The sequence below is a fragment of the Luteimonas huabeiensis HB2 genome (genome assembly GCF_000559025.1).
Lineage (GTDB): Bacteria > Pseudomonadota > Gammaproteobacteria > Xanthomonadales > Xanthomonadaceae > Luteimonas > Luteimonas huabeiensis.
The window spans coordinates 155,031-177,445 of sequence record NZ_JAAN01000026.1 but is presented as its reverse complement, the minus strand read 5'-3'; the positions used below and the strand labels follow the sequence as shown (position 1 = coordinate 177,445).

General features: G+C 74.8%; 21 protein-coding genes. 15 read left to right on the top strand and 6 right to left on the bottom strand.

What is annotated here, in order from left to right; genetic code table 11:
• Positions 1-70 precede the first annotated feature (70 nt).
• Both Z164_RS0111640 and trxA read right to left on the bottom strand, forming a co-directional pair.
• Entirely contained in the window at positions 71-520 is a 450-nt protein-coding gene (locus Z164_RS0111640) for a DUF4442 domain-containing protein (protein WP_024890869.1), read from the bottom strand.
• 69 nt (positions 521-589) lie between these two features.
• On the bottom strand, positions 590-1,489 hold the full coding sequence (gene trxA / locus Z164_RS0111635; protein WP_024890868.1) for a thioredoxin: 900 nt from the start codon (positions 1,487-1,489) through the stop codon (positions 590-592).
• 257 nt (positions 1,490-1,746) lie between these two features.
• Between trxA and Z164_RS0111625 the strand changes: the two genes are divergently transcribed.
• The 8 genes from Z164_RS0111625 (at position 1,747) to rlmH (ending at position 8,585) form a co-directional block, all read left to right on the top strand.
• Positions 1,747-1,959 carry a helix-turn-helix domain-containing protein gene (locus tag Z164_RS0111625; protein WP_024890867.1) on the top strand — a complete coding sequence of 71 codons (213 nt, stop codon included), beginning with the start codon at positions 1,747-1,749 and terminating at the stop codon, positions 1,957-1,959.
• Positions 1,956-2,531 (top strand): hypothetical protein, encoded by a 576-nt coding sequence (locus Z164_RS0111620; protein WP_043689927.1) that lies wholly within the window; start codon positions 1,956-1,958, stop codon positions 2,529-2,531. The genes Z164_RS0111625 and Z164_RS0111620 overlap by 4 nt, the downstream gene beginning before the upstream one ends.
• Before the next feature lie 92 nt (positions 2,532-2,623).
• The gene (gene leuS, locus Z164_RS0111615; protein ID WP_024890865.1) at positions 2,624-5,377 is read left to right on the top strand and encodes a leucine--tRNA ligase; all 2,754 of its coding nucleotides are present in this window, start codon (positions 2,624-2,626) and stop codon (positions 5,375-5,377) included.
• A gap of 48 nt (positions 5,378-5,425) precedes the next feature.
• The gene (locus Z164_RS0111610; RefSeq protein WP_024890864.1) at positions 5,426-5,923 is read left to right on the top strand and encodes an LPS-assembly lipoprotein LptE; all 498 of its coding nucleotides are present in this window, start codon (positions 5,426-5,428) and stop codon (positions 5,921-5,923) included.
• A gap of 31 nt (positions 5,924-5,954) precedes the next feature.
• Complete coding sequence (gene holA / locus Z164_RS0111605; protein WP_024890863.1) at positions 5,955-6,992, top strand: DNA polymerase III subunit delta; 1,038 nt, start codon at positions 5,955-5,957, stop codon at positions 6,990-6,992.
• An 8-nt stretch (positions 6,993-7,000) separates the two neighbouring features.
• A complete protein-coding gene (nadD, locus tag Z164_RS0111600; protein WP_043689874.1) occupies positions 7,001-7,675 on the top strand; it encodes a nicotinate-nucleotide adenylyltransferase in 675 nt (224 codons plus the stop codon).
• A 27-nt stretch (positions 7,676-7,702) separates the two neighbouring features.
• Positions 7,703-8,101, top strand: a complete 399-nt coding sequence (rsfS, locus tag Z164_RS0111595; protein WP_024890861.1) for a ribosome silencing factor — start codon at positions 7,703-7,705, stop codon at positions 8,099-8,101.
• 13 nt (positions 8,102-8,114) lie between these two features.
• Positions 8,115-8,585 carry a 23S rRNA (pseudouridine(1915)-N(3))-methyltransferase RlmH gene (gene rlmH / locus Z164_RS0111590; RefSeq protein ID WP_024890860.1) on the top strand — a complete coding sequence of 157 codons (471 nt, stop codon included), beginning with the start codon at positions 8,115-8,117 and terminating at the stop codon, positions 8,583-8,585.
• Positions 8,586-8,631: 46 nt separating this feature from the next.
• On the opposite strand, the gene Z164_RS0111585 is transcribed toward rlmH, so the two are convergent.
• The 3 genes from Z164_RS0111585 to Z164_RS0111575 form a co-directional block, all read right to left on the bottom strand.
• Positions 8,632-9,318, bottom strand: coding sequence for an energy transducer TonB (locus Z164_RS0111585; protein WP_024890859.1), 687 nt, complete (start codon positions 9,316-9,318; stop codon positions 8,632-8,634).
• A gap of 361 nt (positions 9,319-9,679) precedes the next feature.
• The gene (locus Z164_RS0111580) at positions 9,680-9,865 is read right to left on the bottom strand and encodes a hypothetical protein (RefSeq protein ID WP_024890858.1); all 186 of its coding nucleotides are present in this window, start codon (positions 9,863-9,865) and stop codon (positions 9,680-9,682) included.
• An 11-nt stretch (positions 9,866-9,876) separates the two neighbouring features.
• Positions 9,877-10,626: an SIMPL domain-containing protein gene (locus Z164_RS0111575; RefSeq protein ID WP_024890857.1), complete on the bottom strand. Its 750-nt coding sequence runs from the start codon at positions 10,624-10,626 to the stop codon at positions 9,877-9,879.
• Positions 10,627-10,750: 124 nt separating this feature from the next.
• On the opposite strand from Z164_RS0111575, the gene Z164_RS0111570 reads away from it, so the two are divergent.
• The 4 genes from Z164_RS0111570 (at position 10,751) to tldD (ending at position 18,486) form a co-directional block, all read left to right on the top strand.
• Complete coding sequence (locus Z164_RS0111570; protein ID WP_024890856.1) at positions 10,751-11,314, top strand: Maf family protein; 564 nt, start codon at positions 10,751-10,753, stop codon at positions 11,312-11,314.
• A gap of 235 nt (positions 11,315-11,549) precedes the next feature.
• Positions 11,550-13,058: a ribonuclease G gene (gene rng, locus Z164_RS0111555; RefSeq protein ID WP_024890855.1), complete on the top strand. Its 1,509-nt coding sequence runs from the start codon at positions 11,550-11,552 to the stop codon at positions 13,056-13,058.
• Positions 13,059-13,148: 90 nt separating this feature from the next.
• On the top strand, positions 13,149-16,970 hold the full coding sequence (locus tag Z164_RS0111550; RefSeq protein WP_024890854.1) for a YhdP family protein: 3,822 nt from the start codon (positions 13,149-13,151) through the stop codon (positions 16,968-16,970).
• 64 nt (positions 16,971-17,034) lie between these two features.
• Entirely contained in the window at positions 17,035-18,486 is a 1,452-nt protein-coding gene (gene tldD / locus Z164_RS0111545; protein ID WP_024890853.1) for a metalloprotease TldD, read from the top strand.
• 86 nt (positions 18,487-18,572) lie between these two features.
• On the opposite strand, the gene yjgA is transcribed toward tldD, so the two are convergent.
• A complete protein-coding gene (gene yjgA / locus Z164_RS0111540) occupies positions 18,573-19,109 on the bottom strand; it encodes a ribosome biogenesis factor YjgA (RefSeq protein ID WP_024890852.1) in 537 nt (178 codons plus the stop codon).
• Between the two features lie 107 nt (positions 19,110-19,216).
• On the opposite strand from yjgA, the gene pmbA reads away from it, so the two are divergent.
• The 3 genes from pmbA to Z164_RS0111525 all read left to right on the top strand — a co-directional run bounded on the left by pmbA (position 19,217) and on the right by Z164_RS0111525 (position 22,383).
• Entirely contained in the window at positions 19,217-20,596 is a 1,380-nt protein-coding gene (pmbA, locus tag Z164_RS0111535; protein ID WP_024890851.1) for a metalloprotease PmbA, read from the top strand.
• A 126-nt stretch (positions 20,597-20,722) separates the two neighbouring features.
• Positions 20,723-21,070: a DUF4870 domain-containing protein gene (locus Z164_RS0111530; protein ID WP_024890850.1), complete on the top strand. Its 348-nt coding sequence runs from the start codon at positions 20,723-20,725 to the stop codon at positions 21,068-21,070.
• 107 nt (positions 21,071-21,177) lie between these two features.
• A complete protein-coding gene (locus tag Z164_RS0111525) occupies positions 21,178-22,383 on the top strand; it encodes a hypothetical protein (RefSeq protein WP_152540928.1) in 1,206 nt (401 codons plus the stop codon).
• The last annotated feature ends 32 nt before the right edge of the window (positions 22,384-22,415 follow it).

Below are 22,415 nucleotides of genomic sequence, written 5' to 3'. Positions count from 1 at the left end.
GCGGCCCCTGTCGGCGTCGAGCATAGCCGCGCGCGGTGGCTGGGTGGTGAACTTCGCCGCGCGGCGCCGCTCAGCGGCCCTTCTTGCGGCGCACGTAGACCTGCTTGCGCACCCGCGCCACGACCTCGCCCTGCGCATCGGCGATCTGGGTGTCGAACCAGTGCAGGTGCTTGTCGCCGCCGGCGGTCGCCTCGCGGATGCGCGCCAGCGCGTCGTCGTCCAGCCGGAACTCGGCGTGCACGGTGCCGCGGCCGGGCTTGACGAATTCGATCTCGGCGGCGCGGTCCCAGACGTAGTAGCCGGGGCCCATCGCTTCCTTGACCAGGATCATCCAGAACGGGTCGGTCATGGCGAACAGGCTGCCGCCGAAGTGGGTGCCGACGTAGTTGCGGTTCCACGGCCGCAGGCGCAGCTCGACGCGCGCGCTGCGCCAGTCGTCGGCCAGGTGGCGCACGCGGATGCCGGCCGCCAGGAACGGCGGCCACAGGTTCATGATCAGGCGCAGGCGGCGGGGCGTCATGCGGCACGGCGGCGGAAAGCGGAGGCGCAGCCTACCATACGCTCAGGTACGGGCGCCGCCGTGCGCGGGTCAGAACAGCAGCGAGGCCATGCGACGGCGATAGCGTCCGACCAGTTCGGCGTCCTCGACGACGCGGAACGCGTCGATCAGGGCGCGACGCGGCAGGCCGTCCTCGAAGTCGCGGTCGTGCTGCAGCATCGCCAGGAACTGTTCCAGCCCGGCCTCGGCGTTGCCCTCGACGATCTCGCGCGCGCCGAGCAGATGGCGCGCGCGCAGGTCGGCGGGATCGGCGGCGATCGCCTGCTCCAGCGCGGCGCGCGGCGGCGCGTCCTTCAGCAGCGCGGCGAAGCCCAGCCGCGCGCGCGCCTGCACGCTGCGGTCGTCGGTGGCGAGGTTGGCGGGCAGGGCGTCGAGCAGGCGCGCGGCCTCGTCGGACTCGCCGGTGCGCAGCAGCGCCAGGGCCAGGTCGAGCTTGAGTTCGTCGCGCGCCGGATCGGCGGCCAACGCCTCGCGCAGCCGGGCCACCTCCGCCGCCGGGTCCGGCGGCGGCGCCTCGGCGCCGGCATCGGCCTCGCCCGCGGCGTCGCCGGGCACGATGCCGTGGCGGGCGAGGAACTCGCGCACCTGGCCTTCCGGCAGCGCGCCGGGGAAACCGTCCACCGGCTGCCCCTCGACCAGCAGGAACACGGTCGGCACCGAGCGGATCTGGAAGGCGGCCGCCAGCTGCGGCTCGCGGTCCACGTCGACCTTGGCCAGCACGAACGCGCCGCCGTACTCGGCCGCGAGCTTCTCCAGGATCGGGCCGAGGGTCTTGCACGGGCCGCACCATTCCGCCCAGAAATCGATCAGGACCGGCGTCTGCAGCGATTTCTGCAGGATCTCGGTCTCGAAGTTGGCGGCGGTGGCGTCGATCACGTGGGGCGACGCGGCGGACGGGGCAGCTTGCGAGGGTTGGCCGTTGAACAGCATGGAAGATCCCGGTTGCGGACGAGAGGGGGCGCCTGCGGCGCATCGTCCATGGAGGTGGCGATGGTCGCGCAGGATACAAGGCGTGTAAAGAATTCTTGACATCGCCGCGCGCGCGATTCCACGATGGCGTCCTCGTTGCCCGCGGATGCCGACGTGCGCGCCTTGCCGATCCGTTCCGACGCCCGCGATGCCGGGATCGCGCTCGCTGGGCCGCCCGGCCGGCCGGCGTTCGCCTCGGCCCACCATCGGGCGGGCGGGTGAACGGCGCGCCGGTCGTCAACGACATCCGCCGCCTGCGGCTGCAGCGCGGGGACATGACCCAGCAGGCGTTGGCCGATGCCTGCGGGGTGAGCCGGCAGACGATCATCGCGCTGGAGGCGGGGCGCTATGCGCCCTCGCTGGCGCTGGCGTTCCGCATCGCGCGGGCGTTCGGGCTCGGCGTCGAGGAGGTGTTCCGGTGGCGCGGATGAGGCCGGACCGGCGCGCGGCGGCGTTCGCGCTGGCGGCGCACGCGCTGACCTGGGGCGCGATGTTGGCGTTCGCGCACGCGCTGGCGCTGCCCGATGGATGGCCGCTGGCGGTGCCCGGCGCGAGCGGCCTGCCGCACGCCGGCGGGTTCAACGCGCTCGCCTTCGTGCTGCCCGGCGGCGCGATCGCGCTGCTGGCGTGGCGGTTGCGTCTCCGGCTCGGCGCGCGCGCCACGCTGTGGGCCGGCGTGGCCTTGCGGCTGTGGCTGCTGGCCGCGCTGCTGTTCGCCGCCCAGGGCCTGCTGCCGCTGGACCCGAACGAGCTCGATGCCGGCGGCAGCCGCGCGCACGCATCCGCCTGGCTGGCCTGGGCGCTGGCGCTCGGTGCCGCTGCGGCGCTGTCGGCGCTGGCGCTGCCGGCGGCGCGTTGGGGTTCGGCCGCCGCGGCGCTGGCGGTGGCGCTGGTCCTGGCGCTGGCGCCGCCGGGCTTCGCCGACCGCTTGCTGCTGGGCGCATGGACGCTGTGGACGGCCTGGCTGCCGTTGCGGCTGTTGCGCCCGGCCGCGGAAGCGTAGGGCGCGCGCAAGGCGGCACGCGGCCGGCGCCGCATGGCGGCACGCGGGCGGCTGCGTTAGGCTTGCCGGCCCTTTCCCCGACTGCCGCCACCGTGTCGACCGACGCCGTCTCCGCTTCCGCACGCCCCTACGAACCCGCCGCCGTCGAGGCCGCCGCGCAGCGCTTCTGGGACGCGACCGGCGCCTTCGAGGTGCGCGAGGACGCGGCCCGGGAGAAGTTCTATTGCCTCTCGATGCTGCCGTACCCGTCCGGCGCGCTGCACATGGGGCACGTGCGCAACTACACCATCGGCGACGTGATCAGCCGCTACCAGCGCATGCGCGGGCGCAACGTGCTGCAGCCGATGGGCTGGGACGCGTTCGGGCTGCCGGCCGAGAACGCCGCGATCAAGCACGCCACCGCGCCGGCCAAGTGGACCTACGCCAACATCGAGCACATGCGCGCCCAGCTCAAGGCGCTGGGCTACGCGATCGACTGGAGCCGCGAGTTCGCCACCTGCCGGCCGGACTACTACGTGCACGAGCAGCGCATGTTCGTGCGGCTGCTGAAGAAGGGCCTGGCCTATCGCCGCAACGCGGTGGTGAACTGGGACCCGGTCGACCAGACCGTGCTCGCCAACGAGCAGGTCGTGGACGGGCGCGGCTGGCGCTCGGGCGCGCTGGTGGAGAAGCGCGAGATCCCGCAGTGGTTCCTGAAGATCACCGACTACGCGCAGGAACTGCTGGACGGCCTCGACGCGCTGCCGGGCTGGCCCGAATCGGTCAAGACCATGCAGCGCAACTGGATCGGCCGCAGCGAAGGCCTGGAGATCCAGTTCCGCGTGGATGGCGTCGAGACGCCGCTGACGGTCTACACCACGCGGCCGGACACGCTGATGGGCGTGACCTTCATTTCCATCGCCGGCGAGCATCCGCTGGCGCTCCAGGCCGCCGAAGGCAATCCCGAACTCGCCGCGTTCCTGGCCGAGCTGCGCCGCGGCGGCGTTTCCGAGGCCGAACTGGAGACCCAGGACAAGCGCGGCATGGCCACCGGGCTGTGGGCGATCCACCCGGTCACCGGCGAGGACGTGCCGATCTACGTGGCCAACTTCGTGCTGATGGGCTACGGCACCGGCGCGGTGATGGCGGTGCCCGCGCACGACCAGCGCGACTGGGAATTCGCCAAGGCCTACGGCCTGCCGGTGCGGCCGGTGATCGTGCCGGCGGCGGTGCGCGACGCGCTCGCCGAGGTGGCCGGCGACGTCGCCCACGATGCCGACCCGTTCCAGGCCGCGCTGGCCGGCGGCAGCGTCGATGCCTACGACACCTCGGCCGCGGTCGCGGTGGTGCGCGGCTACCTGGAGGCGATCGAGCAGCAGGGCGCCTATACCGAGCGCGGCTTCCTGATCAATTCCGGCGAGTACAACGGCATGGATTTCGATGCCGCGTTCCAGGCCCTGGCCGAGCGCCTGGAAGCCGAGGGCCGCGGCGCGCGCAAGGTCAATTTCCGCCTGCGCGACTGGGGCGTGAGCCGGCAGCGCTACTGGGGCTGCCCGATCCCGGTGATCCACTGCGGCGCCTGCGGCGCGGTGCCGGTACCGGAGGACCAGCTGCCGGTGGTGCTGCCCGAGGACGTCGCCGACGCCTTCGCCCAGGGCGTGGTGCAGTCGCCGATCAAGGCCGATCCCGAATGGCGCCGCACCACCTGTCCGCAGTGCGGCGGCGCGGCCGAACGCGAGACCGACACCTTCGACACCTTCATGGAGTCGAGCTGGTACTACGCCCGCTACACCTCGCCGGGCGCGTCCGACATGGTCGATGCGCGGGCGAAGTACTGGACGCCGGTGGACCAATACATCGGCGGCATCGAGCACGCGATCCTGCACCTGCTGTACTTCCGCTTCTACCACAAGCTGCTGCGCGACGAAGGCCTGGTGGACAGCGACGAGCCGGCGGTCAACCTGCTGACCCAGGGCATGGTGATCGCCGAGACCTTCTACCGGGAGGGCGAGGGCGGTGCGCGCGAGTGGTTCAACCCCGCCGACGTCGAGGTCGAGCGCGACGACAAGGGGCGGGTGACCGGCGCGACGCTGAAGGCCGACGGGCGCCCGGTGCGGATCGGCGGCGTCGAGAAGATGTCGAAATCGAAGAACAACGGCGTCGATCCGCGCGCGATGGTCGACAAGTACGGCGCCGACACCGTGCGCCTGTTCTCGATGTTCGCCGCGCCGCCCGACCAGTCGCTGGAATGGAACGAGTCCGGCGTGGAGGGCATGGCGCGGTTCCTGCGCCGGCTGTGGACCCAGGTGGCGCGCCATGCCGCGGCGGGCCCGGCGCCGGCGGCGACCGGCGGCCAGGCGCCGACCCCGGCGCAGCGGGCGCTGCGCCGGCAGTTGCACGAGACCATCCAGAAGGTCGGCGACGACTACGGCCGCCGCCACAGCTTCAACACCGCCATCGCCGCGATCATGGAATTGCTCAATCACCTCGCGCGCTTCGACGAGGCGGGCGAGGGCGCGCGCGCGCTGCGGCAGGAGGCGTTCGAGGCGATGGTGCTGATGCTCAACCCGATCGCCCCGCACGCCAGCCATGCGCTGTGGCAATTGCTCGGCCATCCGGAGACGCTGCTGGAGGACGTCGGCTTCCCGCAGCCCGATCCGGCGGCGCTCGCGCGCGAGGCGGCGGTGCTGGCGGTCCAGGTCAACGGCAAGCTGCGCGGCACCATCGAGGTGCCGGTGGACGCCGAACGTCCCGCGATCGAGGCGCAGGCGCTGGACGAGCCCAACGTGGCCCGCTTCCTCGAAGGCAAGCAGGTCCGCAAGGTCATCGTGGTGCCCGGCAAGATCGTGAACATCGTCGCCGCCTGAGGCGCGCGCCGGCTTGCCCGGCCCCGCGCCCTCGTCCAGACTCCCGCCATGCGCAGACTCCTCCCCCTCGTCCTGCTGTCGACCCTGTTGCTGGGCGCCTGCGGGTTCCACCTCCGCAACGCGCTGGCGCTGCCGCCCGACCTGGGGCCGGTGCGCGTGGTCGCCGCCGATCCCTACAGCCCGCTGGTCGATCCGGTGGCGATGGCGCTGGCCCGCGCCGGCGGCGAGGTGGTGCCCGCCACGACCGCCGACGCGGCCACGCTGGAACTGATGTCCGAGCGCTGGGCGAGCACCCCGATCGCCATCGACGAGGTCGGCCGCGCGCAGGAGTACTCGCTGCGCTACGCGGTGGTGTTCCGCCTGCGCCGGGCCGACGGCAGCGACCTGGTGCCGCAGCAGGCGATCGAGCTCTCGCGCGATTTCGTGCAGGAGTCCGACGGCTTGGTCGGCACCGACAGCGAGCGCGAACTGCTGGCCCGCGAGATGCGACGCGAGATGGTCGCCTCGATCCTGCGCCGGATCGACGGCGCCTCGCGGCAGCCCTGAGCCGGCGGCGGCGCGCGACGCTTCCCGCGGCATGGAACTGACCCCCGAACGCCTGGTCGCCCAGCTCGCCGGCGGACCGCTGGCGCCGGCCTACCTGATCGCCGGCCCCGAGGCGCTGCGGGTGCTGGAGGCCGCCGACGCGGTGCGCGCCCGCGCCCGCGAGCAGGGCTACGCGGAGCGGGAGGTGTTCGAGCCGGACGGCCGCGACATCGACTGGGCCGCGCTCGAGGCCAGCCTGCGCGCGCCCAGCCTGTTCGCCGCGCGCCGGGTGATCGAGATCCGCCTGCCGACCGCCAAGCCCGGCAAGGACGGCGCCGCGGTCATCGCCGGTTTCTGCGAGGCGCCGCCCGCCGACGTCCTGCTGCTGGTCACCGGCGGCGAGTGGAGCCGCCAGCACGGTGGCAAGTGGAGCGAGGCGCTGGGCCGGGTCGGCCGCATCGCGATCGCCTGGGCGATCAAGCCGCACGAGATGCCGGAATGGATCGAGCGACGGCTGCGCGCGCGCGGGCTGGTCGCCGACCGCGAGGCGGTGCAGCGGCTGGCCGATCGCGTCGAGGGCAACCTGCTCGCCGCCGCGCAGGAGATCGACAAGCTGGCCCTGCTGGCCGACGGCCAGCCGCTGGACGCGGCGCGAATGGAGGCGCTGGTCGCCGATGCCGCGCGCTTCGACGTGTTCCGCCTGCTCGATACCGCGCTGTCGGGCCAGGCCGCGCAGGCGGTGCGCATGCTCGCCGGCCTGCGCGCCGAGGGCGAGGCGGTGCCGGCGCTGATGGGCATGGTGGTGATGGAACTGCAGCGCGCCGCGGCGCTGGCGCGGGTGCAGGCGCGCGGCGGCGACCTCGCCGGCGAGTTCCGCGCGCAGCGGGTCTGGGATTCCAAGCAGGCGGTCTACCGTCGCGCGCTGCAGCGCCATCCGGCCGAGCGCTGGGAACGCTTCCTCGCGCAGGCGGGGCGGATCGACCGCATCGCCAAGGGCCGCGCCGCGGGCGACGCCTGGCAGGTGCTGGAGCGCCTGCTGGTGGCGGTGGCCGAGCCGCGCGCCGCCGTGCTGGCGGCGCCGCCGCGCTGACCGCGGGCATGGACGCGGCCTCGCCGCTGCTAGTGCTCTACGGCGGCACCTTCGACCCGATCCACACCGGGCACCTGGCCATCGCCCGCGCCGCGCGCGACCGGCTCGGCGTGCCGGTCCACCTGATGCCCGCCGCCGACCCGCCGCACCGGCCCGCGCCCGGGGCCGACGCCGCCGCGCGCGTCGACCTGCTGCAGCGCGCGGTCGCCGGCGAACCCGGGTTGCGGGTGGACACCCGCGAACTGCGGCGCGCGGGCCGCAGCTACACCGTCGAGACCCTGCGCGCGCTGCGCGCCGAGGCGCCGGCGCGCCCGGTCGCGCTGCTGGTCGGCGCCGACGGTTTCCGCGGGCTGCCGGGCTGGAAGGACTGGCGGGCGCTGTTCGGGCTGGCCCACTTCGTGGTCGCCGAGCGCGCCGGCGACCCGCTGGACCGCGACCTGCCGGCGCCGCTGGCGGCCGAGGTCGCCGGGCGCTGGACCGAGGATCCGGCCGACCTGGCCGCCGCCCCGGCCGGGCGCGTGCTGCGCCTGCGCCAGCCGCTGCACCCCGGCTCGGCCACCGAAATCCGGCGCCGCATCGCCGCCGGCGAGCCCTGGCGGGACCTGGTGCCGCCGGCGGTGGCGGCGCGGATCGAGGCCGCCGGCTGGTATGCACGCCGCGGCGACACCGGCCGGCCGCTATAATCGCGCCAAATCCCAGAGTCCAGCGCATTGACCAGTCCCGCCCAAGTCATCAAGACCCGCCTGCCCGTCCCGCCGCCTTCCGCCGACGCCCTGCTGGAACAGATCCGCGCGGCCACCGAGGAACTGAAGGCGCGCGATACCGTCGAGATCGACGTGCGCGGCAAGACCAGCGTCTGCGACTACATGGTCGTCGCCTCCGGCACCTCGAGCCGCCACGTGAAGTCGATCGCCGACGAGGTGGTCAAGTACGCCAAGCGGCTCGACGTGCAGCCGCTGGGCGTGGAAGGCGAGCGCGAGGCCGAATGGGTGCTGGTGGACCTGGGCGACGTGGTGGTGCACGTGATGCTGCCGCGGGTGCGCGAGTTCTACGCGCTCGAGCGCCTGTGGACGGTGGGCGACCAGCCGCCGGACGCCGTGTCCGCATAGCGTCGGGTGCGCGATGAAGGCGCGGCTGATCGCCGTGGGCGAGCGCGCGCCCGGCTGGGTGGCCGAAGGTTACGCCGAGTACCGCAAGCGGCTGTCGCACTGGCTGCCGCTGGAGCTGGTCGAGATCGAGCCGGGCCTGCGCGGCAAGGGCCGGGACCCCGTTCGCGCGCGCCAGGACGAGGGCGCGCGGGTGCTGGCCGCGCTGCCCAAGAACGCCTGCGTGGTGGCGCTGGACGGCAGCGGCCGCGCGCATACCTCGGAGGAGCTCGCCCGCCGCCTGGAACACTGGCGCGGCCAGGGCCGCGACCTCGCGCTGCTGATCGGCGGCCCCGAGGGTCACGCGCCCGAGGTCGTCGCGCGCGCCGACGAACGATGGTCGCTCGGACCGCTGACGCTGCCGCACATGCTGGTGCGGCTGGTCGTGGCCGAGCAGCTCTACCGCGCCGCCGCGCTGCTGGCCAACCACCCCTACCACCGCGCCTGAGGGTGGCGCCCCGCGCGCCGGCGCGGGCGGGGCGCGTCGCCTTGCGCTACTGGCGGTCGAGGCGGAAGTCCACCGGCACCAGCCCCAGCGCCTGCACCGGCTGGCCGTTGCGCACCGCCGGCTGGAACCGCCACTGCCGCAGCACGTGCCGGCGCGCGGCATCGTCGAGCAAGCGGTGCCCGCTGCTGCGATGCACGCGGACCTCGATCGGCCGGCCGTCCACATCGACCAGCACCTGCAGCAGCACGGTGCCCTGCAGCTGGCCGCGCAGCGCGGCGCCGGGGTAGGGCGGCGGCGTGGCCTGCGCGTAGGCCAGTTGCATGCCGGTGGCCGGCCCGCTCTCGGCGGCCACCGGCGCGGCGGGCGCCTCGGGCGCGGTGTCGGCGACCTCGGCCAGCGCGGGCATCGGCAGCGGCGGATCGGAGGCGATGGGCGCGACCGCCGGGGGCGCGACCGCCACCTGCTGCGGCGGCGCGACCGGCGTGGCGGGGCGCGGCCGCACCAGGTCCACGTCGATGGGCTGCGGTGGCGGGGGCGCCGGCGGTTTCGGCCGCGGCACGATCCAGTCCACGGTCAGGTCCGGGGTGGCCTCGGCCAGGCTGGCCGGTTGCGGGCGACTGAGCGGCACCAGCAGCAGCGCGAGCGCACCGGCGTTGAGCAGCAGGGTGCCGGTGATGCCGGCGATGCGGACGGGATCGGGGCGGGACGCGTGTTGCGACGGCTGCAGGACCATGGACCACCTCCTGTGCGTTGGGGTGACGCCGACAACGCGCGAGCGATCGCGTCGGGGTTCGCGGCCCGCGGCCGTGCCCCGCCGGCCGCCCGCGGACGCCGGCACGGCCAGCATCGCGCCCATCGGGCCGCCGGCGCAAGATGCTGCAGCGCAAAAAAGCCGCCCGCGACAGGGGCCGTGGGCTGGGGGCTTCGACATTCGGCCTGGGCGCCGATGCCGTCCCTGCTCCCGCCCGCGGGGGTGGGTCGCGCGCGCCCATCGCTGCTGGCGCGCCGCGACCGGCCGCGCACGAGTCGAAGCGCCGCCCCGAAACGGAACGGGCCCGCACGAGGCGGGCCCGGAAGGTGCGGTGCGCGGCCGCTCAGCCGGCGTCGCCGGCGGGATCGGGATCGTCGCCGGGCTTACGGTCGAGACCGCCCTGGTCGGGCTCGGGGCGCCGGCGCTTGCCGAGGTTGCGGGCGTCGTCGCGGTCGCGCGGCTGGCGTTCGGCGTAGCCCGACTTGTCGGCGTCGTCGCCGGCCGGGGTGTCCTTGCGGGAGGGCGCCATCGCGTACGCCCTCAGCGGCCGAGCTCGAAGACCACGTCCAGCGAAGCGCTGAGCGTGCTCTCGCCGGGCGAGACCGGGCTGGCGACGGCATCGGCGGCCATCGCCACCATCCTCATCTGCGGCATCGGACGCACGAAACCGCCGCCCTCGCTGATGCTGACGATCCGCCGCACGCGCAGGCCGAGCGATTCGGCGTACATGGCCGCGCGCTTCTGCGCCAGGTCCAGCGCCTTGCGGCGCGCCTCGTCGTAGACCGCCTCGGGCTGGTCGATCTCGAAGCTGGGGCCGTTGACCTGGTTGGCGCCGCTGGCGACCAGGGCGTCGAGCACATCGCCGAGCTTGGCGACGTCGCGCACCTTGAGACTGACGGTGTTGCTGGCCTGGTAGCCGGTGATGGTGGGCGCCTCGTTGTCGCTGTGGCGGTACTGCGGGTGCACGTTGAGGCCGGAGGTCTGCACGTCGCGTTCGGCGATGCCGGCCGCGCGCACCGCGCGCATCAGCCGCGTCATCTGCTCGGCGTTGGCGCGCAGCGCGGCGTTGGCGTCGGCGGCCTGGGTGACCACTCCGGCCGACAGGGTGGCCACGTCCGGCACGCGGCTGGCCTCGGCCTGGGCGCTGACCGACAGCAGGGTGCCGTCGGCGGGAACGGGCGCGGCCTGGACCGGCGAGGGGGACTGGGCGTTGGCGGACATGGGCGCGGCGAAGGTTCCGAGGGCGAGGCCGGCGGCGGCCAGGGCCGCGGCGAGAGGGCGCAGGGTCATGATGAATGTGTCTCCTTGGAGGGGGAAAGGGTCGTTGCGCCGCAGTGAACGGCCCGTGAGCCTGAATGGGGTCGAGCCGCCGCGCGCCCGCGGTTCGCGGCGCCTCAGCGGGTATCCTTGCGGCATGCTGTTGCTTGCCTCGAAATCGCCCCGGCGCCGCGAGCTGCTGGGGCGTCTGGGCGTGCCGTTCGCGGCCCTGGACATCGACGTCGCCGAAGTGCGCCGGCCCGACGAGAGCCCGGAGGCGTACGTGCGCCGCGTCGCCGGCGAGAAGGCCGAGGCCGGCTGGTGCGCGGCGGCGGATCGGGCCGCGGCGGTGCTGGCCAGCGACACCGAGGTGGTGCTGGGCGACCGCGTCTACGGCAAGCCGGCCGACGGCGCGGACGCGGCGCGGATGCTGCGCAGCCTGTCCGGCCGGGCGCACCGCGTGCTCTCGGCGGTGGCGCTGCGCACCGCGGCGGGGCTGGAGCAGACGCTGGTGGAGACCGAAGTCGTCTTCGACCGCATCGACGAGGCCGATCTCGCCGCCTACGTCGCCACCGGCGAGCCGCTGGGCAAGGCCGGCGGCTACGCCATCCAGGGCGGCGCCGAGCGCTTCGTGTCGCGGCTGTCGGGCAGCTACTCCGGGGTCATGGGCCTGCCGCTGCACGCCACCGCGAAGCTGCTGCGCGCGGCGGGGCTGCTGTGAGTGCGGCGGCGTCGCTGGCCTTCCCCGTCCCGCTCCCGCGGGCGGGAGAGGGGGAGTCGGGGCCGGGCGGGAGCGGCGATGATGGGCGCCGGCCGCGGCGTCAGCGGGTTGCGGCCTCGCCTTCCCTCACCCCATCCCTCTCCCGCATGCGGGAGAGGGAGAGGTGGGGCCGTGCGGGAACGGCGATGATCGTGATCTGCCGCGGCCGCGGCACTAGCTTGAAGTAGGACAAGGTATGTCGGAGGAGATCCTGATCAACGTCACCCCGCGCGAGACCCGCGTGGCGGTGGTCGAGAACGGCATGCTGCAGGAGCTGCACATCGAGCGCGGCGGCAGCCGCGGCGTGGTGGGCAACATCTACAAGGGCCGGGTGCAGCGGGTGATGCCGGGCATGCAGGCCGCGTTCGTGGACATCGGCCTGGAACGCGCGGCCTTCCTGCACGCCAACGACGTGATGCGCGCGCTGCCCGCGCCCGAGATGGACGCCGAGGCCGGCGCGCTGCCGGTGCCGGTGCCGCCGATCGCGGAGCTGCTGCGCGAGGGCCAGGACGTGGTGGTGCAGGTGGTCAAGGAGCCGATCGGCACCAAGGGTGCGCGCCTGACCACGCAGATCAGCATCCCCTCGCGCTACCTGGTCCTGCTGCCGCAGTCGAGCGTGGTCGGGGTGTCGGCGCGCATCGAGGACGAATCCGAGCGGCGGCGGCTGAAGACCCTGGTCTCCGACCTCGCCCAGCGGGCCGGCGGCCACGGCTACATCGTGCGCACCAATGCCGAAGGGCAGCCGGCCGAGGCGCTGGCCGAGGACATCGCCTACCTGGCGCGGGTCTGGGCGCTGGTCGGCGAGGCCTCGGCGGCCGCGCGCGTGGGCGCCTGCGTGTACGAGGACCTGACCCTGCCGATGCGCGCGGTGCGCGACCTGATGCGCCGCGACGTGGAGAAGGTCAAGGTCGATTCGCGCGAGACCTTCGAGCGCCTGCGCGCCTTCGCGGCGCGCTACATGCCGGCGCTGGCCGACGGCGAGGGCGGTCCGCTGGCCGAGCGCATCGAGCACTACGGCGGCGCGCGGCCGATCTTCGACCTGTACGGCGTCGAGGACGAGATCCAGCGCGCGCTCGACAAGCAGGTGCCGCTGAAGTCCGGCGGCTACCTGGTCATCGACCAGACCGAGGCGATGACCACCGTGGACGTCAACACCGGCTCGTTCCTGGGCCAGCGCAACCTCGAGGAGACGGTCTACCGCACCAACCTGGAGGCGGCGCAGGCGGTGGCGCGGCAACTGCGCCTGCGCAACCTGGGCGGGATCATCATCATCGACTTCATCGACATGATCGATCCCGAGCACCGCCGCCAGGTGCTGCGCACGCTGGAGAAGTCGCTGGCCAAGGATCACGCCAAGACCACGGTGTACGACTTCTCGCCGCTGGGGCTGGTGGAGATGACCCGCAAGCGCACGGTGGAAAGCCTGGCGCGGCAGCTGTCGGAGACCTGCCACACCTGCGGCGGCCGCGGCATGCTCAAGACCGCGGAGACGGTGACCTACGAGATCTTCCGCGAGATCGTGCGCGCGGTGCGCCAGTTCGAGTCGGCGCGGCTGCTGGTGATCGCCTCGCCGAAGGTGGTCGCGCGGATCACCGACGAGGAATCGACCGCGGTCGCCGAGCTGGAGGAGTTCCTCGGCAAGACCATCCGCTTCCAGGCCGACGAGCAGTACCTGCAGGAACAGTTCGATGTCGTGCTGCTTTGAAGCCGGGGCCCGGGACCCGGGACTCGGGACCCGGGCAGGCCTGCGCCGCGTGCGCGGTGGGCGTCCGCGATCGTTCGGAGCGGGGCGCCGATGACCACGCGCGCGCGCCGCGGCGCTCGCTTCGTCGGTCGTTGGCTGTGGTACGCCCTGGCGATGCTGCTGGCGGTCATGGCGCTGGCCTACGGCGTCGCGTCGCTGTGGCTGCTGCCGCTGGCCGAGCGCCACCCCGAGCGGGTGGCGCAGTGGCTGAGCGAGCGCAGCGGCCGGCCGGTGCGCTTCGACGCGCTGGAGACCGAGTGGACCCGGCGCGGGCCGCTGCTGCGCGTGGACGGACTGCGCATCGGCGAGGGCGCGCAGCCGGTCTCGGTGGGCGCGGCGGAGATCCTGGTCTCGCAGTACGCCGGCCTGCTGCCGGGGCGTTCGCTGACCGAGCTGCGCCTGCGCAACCTGCACCTGCACCTGCAGCGACGCGACGACGGCAGCTGGCACGTGCGCGGGCTGCCGGGCGAGCAGGCCGACGGCGACGACCCCTTCGCCGGGCTCGAGCGCCTGGGCGAGGTGCAGGTGCTGGGCGGTCGCCTGGACATCGATGCGCCGGGGATCGGGCTGCGGACCCATGTGCCGCGCATCGACCTGCGCCTGCGCGTGGACGGCGACCGCGTGCGCGCCGCCGCCCGCGCGTGGCGGGTCGAGTCGGGCGCGCCGGTGCGCATGGCGCTGACGCTGTCGCGCGGCAGCGGCGACGGCCGCGCCTGGGCCGGCATCGAGCGCGCCGGCCTCGCGGGTTGGTCGCCGCTGCTGCGGCTGGCCGGCGTTGCGGTGGTGGACGGGCATGGCGATGCCGGCGCCTGGGTGTCGCTGCGCGCGCGCCGGGTCGTGGCGGTGCGCGCGCGCGCCGGGTTGGAGGACGTGGCGCTGCAGACGCTGGCCGCCGAGCCGGCCGCCGATGCGGTGCGCTTCGAGCGGCTGGACGCGGACCTGGACTGGCGGCTGGACGACGGCGGCTGGCGGCTGGACGCGCGGCGGCTGCGGCTGCGCAGCGGCGGCGCCGAGCAATCGCTCGATGGCGCGGCGTTGGCCGGGGGCGCGCGCCAGGCCTTCGTCGCGCAGCGCATCGATGCCGGTCCGCTGCTGGCGCTGCTGCCGCTGTCGGACCGGCTCGGCGAGGGCCTGCGCGCGTGGCTGCGCGAGGCCCGGCCCGGCGCGGTGCTGCACGACGTCGAGTACGTGCGCGGGCCCGGCGGCGACCTGCGCCTGCGCGCGCGGATCGAGGCCGCCGCGTTCGCCGCGGTGGGCGAGCGGCCGGGGCTGTCCGGGATCTCGGGCCGCCTCGCGGGCGATGCCGGCGGCCTGGTGTTCGAGCCCGACCCCGCGGCCCGCTGGCGGCTGGACTGGCCGGGCGGGTTCTCCGCGCCGCATCTGTTCGGCGTGCGCGGGCGCCTGGTCGCCTGGCGCGGCGACGACGGCTGGGAGGTGGCCTCGCCCGCGCTGCGCATCGACGGCGACGGCTATGGCGCGGACGTGCGCGGCGGGCTGCGTTTCCAGGGCGACGGCAGCCGCCCGTGGATCGACCTCGCCGCCGAGGTGGACGAGGCCGAAGTGACCACCGCCTCGCGCTTCTGGCTGCACCACGCGATGTCGGAGGCGGCGATCGGCTGGCTGGACGAGGCGCTGCGCGCCGGCCGCGTGCGCAACGGCCGCGCGGTGGTCCACGGCGATCTCGACGACTGGCCGTTCCGGGCCGCCCCGGGCCGTGCCGCGTCCGGCGTGTTCCACGCCGAGGCCGATCTGGCCGGCCTGACCTTGCGGTTCCAGCCGGATTGGCCGCCGCTGGAGCGCCTCGACGGCCGCGTGCGCTTCGTCGGCGACGGTTTCGAGGTGCTGCGCGGCAGCGCCACGCTGGCCGGCGTCGAGCTGCCGCGGCTGGAGGGCGGCATCGCCGCCTTCCGCGATGCCGAGCTGCGGGTCGGCGCCGACGCCAGCGCCGACGTCGCCGCGATGTTCGCGATGCTGCGGCAGACGCCGTTGTACGAGGGGCTGGAGGCGCTGGACGGGCTGCGCGCGGAAGGCCCGGCGCGCGGCCGCTTCGCGATGACGCTCGGACTGCGCGAGGGCGGCCGGCCGGCGATCGACGGCGAGGTCGCGCTGGACGGCGTGCGGGTCAGCGAGCCGGACTGGACGCTGCACCTGGACCAGGTGCGCGGCACGCTGCGCTACGACGCCCGGGGCCTGTCCGCCGCCGACCTGGCGGTGCGGGCGGAGGGCGGCCCGGGCCGCCTGCGCCTGGCCGCGGGGCCGGGCCACGTGCGCGATCCCGGGCACGTCTTCGAGGGCGAACTGCGCGCCGAGCTGCCGGTGCGCGCGCTGGTCGATCGCGTGGACGCGCTGGCCTGGCTGCGCCCCCACGCCAGCGGCCGCTCGGCGTGGTCGGTCGCGGTGGAGGTGCCGCAGGCGCAGGCGGGGCGCGACGCGCCGCCGCTGCTGCGCCTGCGCTCCGACCTGCGCGGCACCGCGCTGGCGTTGCCGGATCCGTTGAGCAAGCCGGCGGCGCAGGCGCTGGCCGCCGAGGTGGCGGTGCCGTTGCCGGTCGAGACCCCCGGCCACGAGGTGGCGGTGCGCCTGGGCGACCGGCTCGCGCTGCGCGCGCGCGCCGGCGCCGCCACCGGTCTGGGGATCGCACTGGGCGGTGCCGCGGCGCCGGCGCCGCCGGCCGCCGGCCTGGTCCTGGCCGGCCGCACCGACGCGCTGGCCGCGGCCGACTGGGTCGGCTTGCTGGCGTCCGGCGAGGAGGGCGGCGGCCTGCCCTTGCGCCGCATCGATCTGCAGGTGGACCGGCTGGCGCTGCTGGGCGGCAGCTTTCCGGGCGTGCGCATCCGCGCCGCGCCGGTGGCCGGCGGCACCTCGCTGGGCCTGGAGGGCGCCGCGCTGGCCGGCTCGGTGCACCTGCCCGATGGCGCGGGACCGGTGGTGGCGCGCCTGGAGCGGGTGCACTGGCAGCGCGAGGCCGGCACCGCGCCAGCGCCCGCCGCGGCGCAAGCCCCGGCGGACGGGGCGGTCGATCCGGCACGGCTGCCGGAGCTGCGCATCGACGTCGCCGACCTGCGCGTGGGCACCGCGCGGCTCGGCGAGGCGCGGTTGCATACCCGGCCCATGGCCCACGGCCTGCGGATCGAGGCGCTGCAGGCGCGCGGCGCCGGCCAGCGCATCGACGTGAGCGGCGAGTGGGCCGGGCGCGGCGCCGCCCAGCGCACCCGCATCGACGCCCAGGTGCGCAGCGAGGACTACGGCGCGCTGCTGGCCGGCCTGGGCCAGGGCGAGCGGCTGCGCGGCGGCGAGGGCGAGCTCCGGCTGGAGGCCGCGTGGCCGGGCGGCCCCACCGGCTTCCGCGTCGATGCGCTGGACGGGCGCCTGTCGCTGCTGGTGAAGGAAGGGCAACTGGTGGACGTGGAGCCCGGCGCCGGGCGCGTGCTCGGCCTGCTCAGCGTGGCCGAGCTGCCGCGCCGGTTGACCCTGGATTTCCGCGACTTCTTCGACAAGGGCTTCGCCTTCAACCGCATCGGCGGCGAAGTCCGCTTCGGCGGCGGGCTGGCGCGCGCCGAGGACCTGGCGATCGACGGCCCGGCCGCGGAGATCCGGATCGCCGGCAGCGCCGACCTGCGCGCGCAGGTCTACGACCAGACCATCGAGGTGCATCCGAAATCGGGCAACCTGCTGACCGCGGTCGGCGCGATCGCCGGCGGTCCGCTCGGCGCGGCAGTGGGCGCGGCGGCCAACGCGGTGCTGCGCCGGCCGCTGGGCGAACTCGGCGCCAGCACCTACCGGGTGACCGGGCCGTGGGCGGATCCGAAGGTGGAGGTGATCCGCGCCGAACAGTCGCGCAGCGCGGCGCCGGCGCAGCCGCCGCAGCGATAACCGCGCGCCGGCGCGCATGCGCGTTCGCCTTGCGCGCTCCGCGACGCGCCCCCATCCTGCGCGGATGACCGATTCCCCGCTCGTTATCGCCCAATCCCGGCTGCTGTCGCCCGCCGGCCTCGACGACCGCCAGCTCGACCGCGCGTTCTCCGCCCTGCTCGGGCCCGGCATCGATTTCGGCGATCTCTACTTCCAGCATTCGCGCCGCGAGGGCTGGAGCATGGAGGACGGCATCGTCAAGGACGGCACCCATTCGATCGAGCAGGGCGTGGGCGTGCGCGCGATCGCCGGCGAGAAGACCGGCTTCGCCTATTCCGACGACCTGGATCCCGAGGCGCTGCTGGCGGCCTCGGCCTCGGCGCGCGCGATCTCGCGCGACGGCCGCGCGCTGGCGCCGCAGCGCGCCGATGCCGGCCGGCCGGCGCGCGCGCGCCTGTACCCGGCGATCGATCCCGTCGAGGGCCTGGACAGCGCGGCCAAGGTCGAGGCGCTGCGGCGCGTGGACCGCCTGCTGCGCGAGGCCGATCCGCGGGTGAAGCAGGTGATGGTGAGCCTGTCGGGCAACGTCGATACCGTGCTGGTCGTGCGTTCCGACGGGGTGATGGCCGGCGACGTGCGGCCGCTGGTGCGGTTCAACGTGCAGGTGATCGTGGAGCAGGACGGCCGCCGCGAGTCCGGCTACGCCGGCTACGGCGGCCGCTACGGCTACGACGCGCTGCTGGCCGACGGCAAGCCCGAGCGCTTCGCCCGCGAGGCGCTGCGGCAGGCGCTGGTGAACCTGGAGGCGGTGGACGCGCCGGCCGGGGTGATGCCGGTGGTGCTCGGCCCCGGCTGGCCCGGGGTGCTGCTGCACGAGGCGGTGGGCCACGGCCTGGAGGGCGATTTCAACCGCAAGGGCACCAGTACCTACGCCGGCCGCATCGGCGAGCGGGTCGCGGCGCGGGGCGTCACCATCGTCGACGACGGCACCCTGCCGGGCCGGCGCGGCTCGCTCGACGTCGACGACGAGGGCACGCCTACCCGCTGCACCACCCTGATCGAGGACGGCGTGCTCGCCGGCTACATGCAGGACACCCACAACGCCCGCCTGATGGGCGTGGCGCCCACCGGCAACGGCCGCCGCGAATCGTTCTCGCACCTGGTCATGCCGCGCATGACCAACACCTACATGCTCGCCGGCCAGGACGATCCCGAGGACATGATCCGCTCGGTCAAGCGCGGCCTGTACGCGGTCAACTTCGGCGGCGGGCAGGTCGACATCACCAGCGGCAAGTACGTGTTCTCGGCCACCGAGGCCTACCTGATCGAGGACGGCCGCATCACCGCGCCGGTCAAGGGCGCCACCCTGATCGGCAACGGCCCCGAGACCATGCGCAAGGTGACCCGGATCGGCCACGATCTCGCCCTCGACGAGGGCGTGGGCATCTGCGGCAAGGACGGGCAGAGCGTGCCGGTGGGCGTCGGCCAGCCCTCGCTGCTGATCGACGGGCTGACGGTGGGCGGGACGAAGGCGTGAGGGCGGGAGCCAGAGGCCGGAGGCCAGGGGCCGGAGGTCAGGGAAAAGCGCACGTGGCGATCCCGCTTGGAGGGCGGTCTCCGCTTTTACTCTGCGGCCTCTGGCCCCTGAACCAGCGTCTCGCGCAGCGCGCGGAACAGTTCCCGCTGCGCATGCGGCGGCTTGTCGCGCGCGCGTTCCTGCGCGGCGTTGCGCGCCAGCTGGCGCAGGTGCTGGCGGTCTGCGCCCGGGTGCGCGTCGAGCAGCGCCGACAGCGCGGCGTCGCCCTCGGCGATCAGCCGCTCGCGCCACTGCTCGGCGCGGTGCAGCAGCGCGGTCTCCTGGCGCGCGGCCTCGCCGCCGGCGTCGAGCGCGTCGCGGATCGCCTCCAGGGTCTGGTCGTCCTCGCGGCGCATCTGCTTGGCCAGGTAGGCCAGCTGGCGCTTGCGCGCGATGTGCGAGGTGATGCGGCGCGCCTCGGCGATGTGCGGCAGCAGCCGCTCGGGCACCGGCAGCCGCCCGAGCTGCGCCGGGCTCAGCCCCGCCAGCCGTTCGCCCAGCGCCAGCACCTCCAGCGCCTCGCGCCGCTGCTGGCTGCGGCTGGGCGAGAGATATTCGCCGGTGTCTTCGTCGATGCCGCGCATGCGTTGCCTTCCTCGGCCGGCCTGGCGCCGGCGCATTGTCCACGGTCCGCGCGCGCCGCGGCGCATGCCGCCGGCCGCCCCGGACCCCATTCGTGCAGGATAAGCCATTGACCCCGAACCCCGCCGTTGCCGATCCGGTTTCCGCTTCCGATGCCGACGCCGCCGCGCGCCTGGACCAGCTCGCCGAGGTGGCGCGGCGCGCGCTCGCCCTGTGCCGCGCGCGCGGCGCCGACCATGCCGAGGTGGCCTGTTCCGAGGAGCGCGGACTCAATGTCGGCGTGCGCCTGGGCGAGGTGGAGACGGTGGAGGCCTCGCACGACCGCGGCGTCGCGGTCACGGTCTACTTCGGCCGCCGCAAGGGCAGCGCCAGCACCGCCGACCTGCGCGCCGGCAGCCTGGAGGCCACCGTCGAGCAGGCCTGCGCGATCGCCCGCTACACCGAGGAGGACCCGGCCGCCGGCCTGGCCGACGCGGCGCTGATGGCCACCGACCTGCGCGAGTTCGACAGCTGGCACCCCTGGGCGCTGGACGCGGACACCGCGGTCGAACTGGCGCTGGCCTGCGAGGCCGCCGGCCGCGACGCCGACGCGCGCATCGCCAATTCCGACGGCGCCTCGCTCGGCAGCGGGCAGTCGCTGGGCGTGTACGCCAACTCGCACGGCTTCCTCGGCGCCAGCCGCGATACCCATCACAGCCTCGGCTGCGCGCTGATCGCCGGCGAGGGCGAGGCGATGCAGCGCGACGGCTGGTACACGCTGGCGCTCGCGCGCGAGGACCTGGAGTCGCCCGAGGCCGTGGGGCGCAAGGCGGCCGAGCGCGCGCTGGCGCGGCTGGACCCGCGTACCGTGCCGACCGGCGAGTGGCCGGTGCTGTTTTCCGTCGAGACCGCGCGCTCGCTGATCGGGCACCTGCTGGGCGCGGTCTCCGGCAGCGCGCAGTACCGGCGGGCCAGCTTCCTGCTCGACAGCGTCGGCGAGCGCCTGTTCCCGGACTGGTTCTCGATCCACGAGCGGCCGTTCCTGATGCGCGGCCTGCGCTCGGCGGCCTTCGACGACGAGGGCGTGGCCACGCGGGAGTCGGCGCTGGTGGAAGGGGGCGTGCTGCAGCGCTACGTGCTGGGCAGCTATTCGGCGCGCAAGCTCGGGCTGCAGACCACCGGCAACGCCGGCGGCGTGCACAACCTCGAGATCCCGGCCAACGCGGGCGACCTGGCCTCGATGGCGCGCGACATGGGCCGCGGCCTGCTGGTGACCGAGCTGATGGGGCAGGGCGTCAACGCGGTCACCGGCGACTACTCGCGCGGCGCATCCGGCTTCTGGGTGGAGAACGGCGAGGTCGCCTACCCGGTGGACGGCATCACCATCGCCGGGCGCCTGCGCGACATGTTCGCCGGCATCCGCGCGGTGGGAAGCGAGGTCGATCCGCGCTCGCACATCCGCACCGGCCCGATCCTGGTCGAGCGGATGACCGTGGCCGGTACCGGTTGACGTAGGATGGCGCGGGCGCCGTCCGGCGCCGACCCCAGGAGACGCGCGATGACCGAGCCCTACGAACCCGCCCCCCCCGTGTCCGCCGACAGGAACGGCGTCAGCGCCGAGCAGCGGCAGTGGGCGATGTTCGCCCACCTGTCGGCGCTGCTGGGCGGCCTGCTCACCGCCGGCTGGGGCGCCAGCGTCGGCTGCGTGCTCGGCCCGCTGCTGATCTGGTTGCTCAAGCGCGAGACCATGCCGTTCGTCGACGACCAGGCGAAGGAAGCGCTGAACTTCAACATCACCGTCGCCGCGATCATGGTCGTGCTGTTCCTGATCGGCGTGCTGACCCTGGGCATCGGCTTCCTGCTCGTCGGCCCGCTGATGGCGATCCTCGGCCTGGTGGCCCTGGTGTTCATCATCGTCGCCGCGGTCAAGGCCAACGACGGCATCGCCTACCGCTATCCGTTCGCGATCCGCCTGGTGAAGTGATGCGCCGGGCCCGCAGGCCGTCGCGTCTCGCGATGCCGGGGCGCGACGGGGGGCCGCGGCGCCCGCCCGGGCGCCTGCCGCCTCGCCGCGTCTTCGCGCTTGCGGGCGTGGCGCGGTTCGCCGCGGCCTGCGTTCTCGTCGCCGCGGCCCTGGCCGCGCCCGCGTCCGCCGAGGAGTCCGCACCGGCGGCGCGGACCTACTACGAGTCGCTCGACATGTCCTCGGCGGAGGCGAGCGCGCGGCGCTTCGCGCAGGCCTGGGCGGCGCAGGACTTCATGACGGTCTACCTGCTGCTGTCGCCGCAGAGCGAGCACGACGTCGCACGCGCCATCGAAGGCTACGAGCCGAACCGGCTGGTGCCCGGCTTCGACGAGGCCGATGCGCGCGACTCGCCGCTCTACCGGACCTCCGGCAAGACCGTCGAGGAGGTGCTGGCCGGCGCTTCGCCCAACGGCGAGTTCGATGGCGATCCCACCCGGCGCTTCGACGCGCTGCTGCGGCAGGCGGCCGCGCGCGGCAAGCTGCCCTTCGCGATCACCGCGCAGACGCAGGTCGAGGCAGGGCAGGCCGATGGCGCGCAGGCGCTCGTCGCGCTGCACACGCCCGGTGCGGACACGCTGACGCTGTCGATCCTGCGCCAGCCTTCCGGGCGCTGGAAGGTGGACCGGGTCCGCTGGCCGGGCAGCGGCGACACCGCCCGCCCCTGGGACGGCGCGGCCGGACCGGCGCGCGGCGCGGAGGCGGCGCCCGCGCCGCCGGAGGACGCCGGCCGGCTGCGGACGTTCTACGAAGCGCTGGACATGTCGTCGCCGGACGCCACCGTGCGCGCCTTCGTCCGGGCCTGGACGCGGCGCGACTACCTGAGCGTCCACCACCTGCTGTCGCCGGATGCGGAGTGGGGCGCGACGGGCGCGATCGAGGGGTTGCGCTTCGAGGCGCTGACGCCCGGACTGGGGCTGCGCGAACTGGACGGGACGCTGCCGTGGCTGGCGGCGCCGCGCAGCGACGGCGAGGTCGCAGCGGACGTCACGCCCTTCAACGAGTACGGCACCGACCTCGGCCTCCGCTTCGACGCGTTGCTCCTGCGCGCCGCGGCGCTGGGCGCGCTGCCCTTCGCCCTGTCGCCGGCCACCCGCGCCGAACCCGCCCGCATCGACGGCCGCCACGCCACCGCCGTGCTGCGCACGCCCGGCGCCCCCGAGCTGACGCTGGCCCTGGTGGCGCTTCCGTCCGGGCGCTGGAAGCTCGACCAGATCCGCTGGCCGGGCAGCGACGCGGCCGCCCGTCCCTGGGGTGCGCAGGCCGCTGACTGACCCGGCCGGGGTGCCATCGGTTGGGTTGGCCC

Coding starts and splice junctions, on each gene's coding strand:
- Z164_RS0111640 (WP_024890869.1), bottom strand. CDS start 520: ATGACGCCCCGCCGCCTGCGCCTGATCATGAACCTGTGGCCGCCGTTC.
- trxA (WP_024890868.1), bottom strand. CDS start 1,489: ATGCTGTTCAACGGCCAACCCTCGCAAGCTGCCCCGTCCGCCGCGTCG.
- Z164_RS0111620 (WP_043689927.1), top strand. CDS start 1,956: ATGAGGCCGGACCGGCGCGCGGCGGCGTTCGCGCTGGCGGCGCACGCG.
- Z164_RS0111610 (WP_024890864.1), top strand. CDS start 5,426: ATGCGCAGACTCCTCCCCCTCGTCCTGCTGTCGACCCTGTTGCTGGGC.
- holA (WP_024890863.1), top strand. CDS start 5,955: ATGGAACTGACCCCCGAACGCCTGGTCGCCCAGCTCGCCGGCGGACCG.
- nadD (WP_043689874.1), top strand. CDS start 7,001: ATGGACGCGGCCTCGCCGCTGCTAGTGCTCTACGGCGGCACCTTCGAC.
- rlmH (WP_024890860.1), top strand. CDS start 8,115: ATGAAGGCGCGGCTGATCGCCGTGGGCGAGCGCGCGCCCGGCTGGGTG.
- Z164_RS0111585 (WP_024890859.1), bottom strand. CDS start 9,318: ATGGTCCTGCAGCCGTCGCAACACGCGTCCCGCCCCGATCCCGTCCGC.
- Z164_RS0111580 (WP_024890858.1), bottom strand. CDS start 9,865: ATGGCGCCCTCCCGCAAGGACACCCCGGCCGGCGACGACGCCGACAAG.
- Z164_RS0111575 (WP_024890857.1), bottom strand. CDS start 10,626: ATGACCCTGCGCCCTCTCGCCGCGGCCCTGGCCGCCGCCGGCCTCGCC.
- Z164_RS0111570 (WP_024890856.1), top strand. CDS start 10,751: ATGCTGTTGCTTGCCTCGAAATCGCCCCGGCGCCGCGAGCTGCTGGGG.
- rng (WP_024890855.1), top strand. CDS start 11,550: ATGTCGGAGGAGATCCTGATCAACGTCACCCCGCGCGAGACCCGCGTG.
- Z164_RS0111550 (WP_024890854.1), top strand. CDS start 13,149: ATGACCACGCGCGCGCGCCGCGGCGCTCGCTTCGTCGGTCGTTGGCTG.
- tldD (WP_024890853.1), top strand. CDS start 17,035: ATGACCGATTCCCCGCTCGTTATCGCCCAATCCCGGCTGCTGTCGCCC.
- yjgA (WP_024890852.1), bottom strand. CDS start 19,109: ATGCGCGGCATCGACGAAGACACCGGCGAATATCTCTCGCCCAGCCGC.
- Z164_RS0111530 (WP_024890850.1), top strand. CDS start 20,723: ATGTTCGCCCACCTGTCGGCGCTGCTGGGCGGCCTGCTCACCGCCGGC.